Below are 4,231 nucleotides of genomic sequence, written 5' to 3' on the forward strand. Positions count from 1 at the left end.
CCGGCGGCGGCCGGGGCCCGCGCCCTGGCTGCGCTCGACCGCGCGGGCCTGCGGCCGGGGCCCGTGGTGGCGACGCCCACCCGGTGGGCGCTGCTGGTCGCCCCGTACACGCTGGAACGGCTCGGTGAGCTGTTGTACGCCCAGGACTGGGTGCCCAGTTCGCTCCGGTTCCACGGCGAGGGCGGCTACATCGTGCTCCCGCCGTCGGAGATCGGTACGGGGCAGGTGTGCTGGGAGCGTGCGCCGGAGCACGTTACGGGTGCGCGCCCCAAGCGCGCCGTCACCCCGGGCACGGCGCCCTGGCTCCCCGATGTGGGGGCCGTGCTGGACGTACTGGTCGAGGCCAGCGCGAGCACCCCGGACGGCGGCAGCAGACTCGCGTACTGAACGTTTGGTGGCGTGGTTGGCCAGATTCTGATGCGTTCTTGTTCTTTCGGGTTCCATTCATTACGGAGTTCTGGCGCTTCCCCGTCCGATCTCGGTGCCCGGTGAAACCCTTACGTTCTTCCCCGTCCCCTTCCGCCCCTCTTCACGATTTCCGCGTAAACGCGGCACTGCGAGCACCTGATCCGTTTGTTCCGCGGTGCCGCACGAGCACGAATTCGGCGCGTCGCAAAACCGGGCGACTCCGGGCTTTCCGATGGCTGCGCGGCCGGCCCCGTTCCCGGTCCGGCGGCGGTTCAACCCCCGTGCGGGGAGGCGCGTCTGACGGGGGACCACCGAGCGCGGCGGAGGGGTGGGGGAGCCGGGGCAGGTCTGCGGGGCCGCCTGCGCGGGGGCTCGTGCGGGGGTCGGCGCGACCCGGAGCGCGCGGCGCGCGGCGTACCCGAGGCGTACCCGGAAATGAGGATGCCCGGTCGCTGGCGACGGGGGATGCACCAGCGACCGGGCTTCTAGAACGGTAACAAGAGATCTGCCGTTCGCAAATTCGATCTCGCGTATTAGGACAGCGATTTACCTGCCAGTACGGGCAGTTGTGACGGGAGTCACCGTCCGGACCGTGGAGGCGCCACGGTCAGCTGAGCGTCACCTGGCGGTTGGTGAGGCCGCCCCGCGCCCTGCGCTCCTCGGCGTTGAGCGGCGCGTCCGACGCGAGCGCCGTCGCGAGCCGCTCAGCGAACGCGGCGGCGGGCTTCTCACAGTCCTCGGCACTCATCGCGCTCGGCAGGTCCCACACCGGAACCATCAAGCCGTGCGCACGGAACGACCCGACCAGCCGGGTGCCCTCGCCGAGCGACGACTCACCCGCCGCGTGCAGCCGGGCCAGCGCGTCGAGGAGCTGCTCCTCGGCGTGCGGCATGACCCAGCGCAGGTGGTTCTTCTCCGGCGTCTCGCACCAGTAGGCGGCGTCCACCCCGGACAGCAGGGCGGTCGGGATCGCCGCCTCGTTCGCGCGTTCCAGCGAGGCGGACACCTCGGCCGTGGCGTTCTCCGCATCCGGCACCCAGAACTCGAAGCCGGAGTGCACGACCGGCTCGAACGGCGCGTCGCCGTCGAGCAGATCCTGCAGCCGGGGCCCGTCGGCCGGTACGCGGCGGGCGGCCACGGGCGAACCCGGCTCGGCCTCCAGCGCGCGCCGCAGGGTGTCCGCGAGGTCCCGGCTGAGGTCGCCGGACGAGGTGTCGTTCTGGAGCGCGAGCAGGACGGAGCCGTCCTCACGGCGCAGCGCGGGCCACGCCATCGGGAGGACCGTCGCCAGCGTCACCGACGGCACGCCCTCGGGCAGACCGTCCTTGAGGGTCAGCTCCACCGTGGCCGCGGGCACCAGCTCGCGCAGCGCGACCCAGTCGCACTCCCCGGCCAGGCCCTCGAACGGACGCTGCACCAGCTCGGTCACGGCCTGCGCCGCGGCGCGGCCGTGACACGCCTTGTAGCGGCGGCCCGAACCGCACGGGCAGGGTTCACGAGCCCCGACGACCGGGATCTCGCCGTCCTTGAGCTGCTGCTTCCCGGCCTTGGACTGAGGGCGCTTCTTCGCCATGGTGGGCTTACTCCCGATTGCGACGGTGCGGTCCGGCCCGCGAGCCCCGGGTGCTTCCGGCGGATCTTCGTGGGCCGCGACGATCTGTCGCACAGACCCTAGCCGTCCCGCCGCCCACCGGGGCACAACAGCCCGCACGACCGCTCGGTCCTGGGCCCGGTGCGTGCGGTGCGGCGCCTGTTCCGGACGTGACGCATCGGGGCCCCTGTCAGCCCGCGCTCTCAGCCCACATCGTCGAAGGCGTCGTCGAACACGCCGGTGAGATCGAGACCTTCGAGACCCGGCATGCCGAGCCCCGCCGTGTCGAGTCCCGCTGTATCGAGCCCCGGCGCGACCGTCGCCTTCCGCTTGTGGGCGTTCGGCAGACCGGTCGTCCCGGCGCTCCGCCCGCTGCCGCGCCCGCCCGGCCGTTCGCCGGAGCGGCCGGAGGCCTCGTACGCCCCGTCGACCAGCACCCAGACCGTGACCTCGCCCGAGACGTCGTCGCGTACGCCCCACTCGCGGGCCAGGGCGCTGATGATGTTGAGCCCCCGTCCGCCGCGCGCGGTCACCGACGGCGTAGCGGGAACCGGCCTGGTCGGGCCGCCTCCGTCCGTCACCTCGACCGTCAGTCCGCCCGTCCGGTCGACGCGCCAGGCGGCGCGCACGTCGCCGTCCCCCAACTCCGTCTGCCGGCCCAGCGGCCTGCCGTGCCGGCAGGCGTTGCTGAGCAGTTCGGAAAGAATCAGTACCGCGTCGTCGACAACCGCGTCCGACACCCCGTGGCTGCGCAACTGTTCGCGCATCCGCTGCCTTGCCCGGCCCACGCCCGCAGGGCCATGGGGAACGGCCATGCTCGACGACGTGGGCACTTCCTGTGCCACCACCAACGCCACCCCCGAGACCTCCTTTGCCCCCACGCCACGGTGTGGATGCCCTCCAGGGCTGTGCCGGAAACCGGCCAATGGTCGGTCAGTGACGCACTCGACACGATTGGGCACACTCCGAGTGCGCCGGTGTACTCCCTGTAGTTGATCTCTCCATGTGCAGATGCGTAGGTATTACGAACGGCCTAGCTGGGCCAGGACCTGCTTGGGGCGGTTGGTGATGATGGCCTCCACGCCGAGCCGTACGCACAGCTCGACGTCCTCCGGTTCGTTGACCGTCCACACGTGGGCCCGGTGCCCGGCGCGGTGCAGCCGCTCGATGTAGCCGGGATGGCTGCGCACGATCCGCATGCTGGGGCCGGCGACCCGTGCGCCCGCGGGCAGCCGCCCGTCGCGCAGCCGGGGGGAGACGAACTGCATCAGGTACACGGTGGGCAGATGGGGCACGGCGTCCCGGACGCGGTGCAGCGAGCGGGCCGAGAAGCTCATGACGCGTACCGGGGACGGGGTACCGGGCGGCGGGGGCGCGTCGAGCTCGAAGCGTTTCAGCAGGTCCAGCAGTCGATCCTCGACCTGTCCTGCCCAGCGCGTGGGGTGCTTGGTCTCGACGGCGAGCTGGAGGGGCCGCCCGGCGGCGCGCGTCTCGACGAGCAGTTCGAGCAGCCGTTCGAGAGTGAGTACGGAGGTCAGCTCGCCCGGCACCGGATCCCAGTCCGGGGCCTCGGACTCGTCGCGGTCCTTCCACGAGCCGAAGTCGAGGGCGGCGAGGGCGCTCAGTTCCAGCGCGGAGACGGCGCCGCGCCCGTTGGACGTACGGTTCACCCTGCGGTCGTGCACGCAGACGAGGTGGCCGTCGGCCGTCAGGCGTACGTCGCACTCCAGGGCGTCGGCGCCGTCCTCGATCGCCTTGCGGTACGCGGCGAGCGTGTGCTCGGGGGCGTCGTCGGACGCGCCGCGGTGGGCGATGACCTGAATGGGATGCTGCATGGGGTGCTGCTGCCGTGCTTGGGTCACCGAGCCATGGTGTCACCGTCGGGAAGAGGGCCGGGACACCTTGCGCCGCCGGGCCGATTTGTCCGGTGTAAGGGCCGTGCGCGGATGCACAGCTCCTGCTTACAGTGGCCTGACGTGCGGTGGGAAAAGCTGTCCCCCATACACACGTACACAGCGGATCTCTTGCCGAACGACTGATGTGGAACCGAGGAGTAAAGAGCTGTGAGCACAGAGAACGAGGGCAACGAGGGCACCGGGGCCGAGGGCGCCTCGTCCGTTCCGTCCGCACCTCCCGTGCCGGCCGACGCTCCGCAGGCGCACCCCGAGGACGCGCCCCCCGCCGCGACGCCCCCGGCCGCAGCCGACCCGCACGCGGCACAGGGCATGTCGG

At 71.9% G+C, this 4,231-nt stretch carries 4 protein-coding genes; 1 reads left to right on the forward strand and 3 read right to left on the reverse strand.

Going from position 1 to position 4,231, the window contains the following annotated elements:
* On the forward strand, positions 1-387 hold a 387-nt coding region (locus tag MHW47_RS32690), incomplete at its 5' end, for a bifunctional DNA primase/polymerase (RefSeq protein ID WP_239227471.1).
* 628 nt (positions 388-1,015) lie between these two features.
* On the opposite strand, the gene MHW47_RS32695 is transcribed toward MHW47_RS32690, so the two are convergent.
* The 3 genes from MHW47_RS32695 to MHW47_RS32705 form a co-directional block, all read right to left on the reverse strand.
* Positions 1,016-1,981, reverse strand: a complete 966-nt coding sequence (locus tag MHW47_RS32695) for a DUF5926 family protein (protein ID WP_239227472.1) — start codon at positions 1,979-1,981, stop codon at positions 1,016-1,018.
* Between the two features lie 221 nt (positions 1,982-2,202).
* Positions 2,203-2,766: an ATP-binding protein gene (locus MHW47_RS32700; RefSeq protein WP_239227473.1), complete on the reverse strand. Its 564-nt coding sequence runs from the start codon at positions 2,764-2,766 to the stop codon at positions 2,203-2,205.
* A 255-nt stretch (positions 2,767-3,021) separates the two neighbouring features.
* Positions 3,022-3,834, reverse strand: coding sequence for a glycerophosphodiester phosphodiesterase family protein (locus tag MHW47_RS32705; protein ID WP_239227474.1), 813 nt, complete (start codon positions 3,832-3,834; stop codon positions 3,022-3,024).
* Positions 3,835-4,231 lie beyond the last annotated feature (397 nt).

The organism is Streptomyces sp. OfavH-34-F (assembly GCF_022347745.1).
GTDB lineage: Bacteria > Actinomycetota > Actinomycetes > Streptomycetales > Streptomycetaceae > Streptomyces.

Bases quoted from the DNA above. Each gene is read 5' to 3' on its own strand.
- MHW47_RS32695 (WP_239227472.1), bottom strand. From the start codon at position 1,981: ATGGCGAAGAAGCGCCCTCAGTCCAAGGCCGGGAAGCAGCAGCTCAAG.
- MHW47_RS32700 (WP_239227473.1), bottom strand. From the start codon at position 2,766: ATGCGCGAACAGTTGCGCAGCCACGGGGTGTCGGACGCGGTTGTCGAC.
- MHW47_RS32705 (WP_239227474.1), bottom strand. From the start codon at position 3,834: ATGCAGCATCCCATTCAGGTCATCGCCCACCGCGGCGCGTCCGACGAC.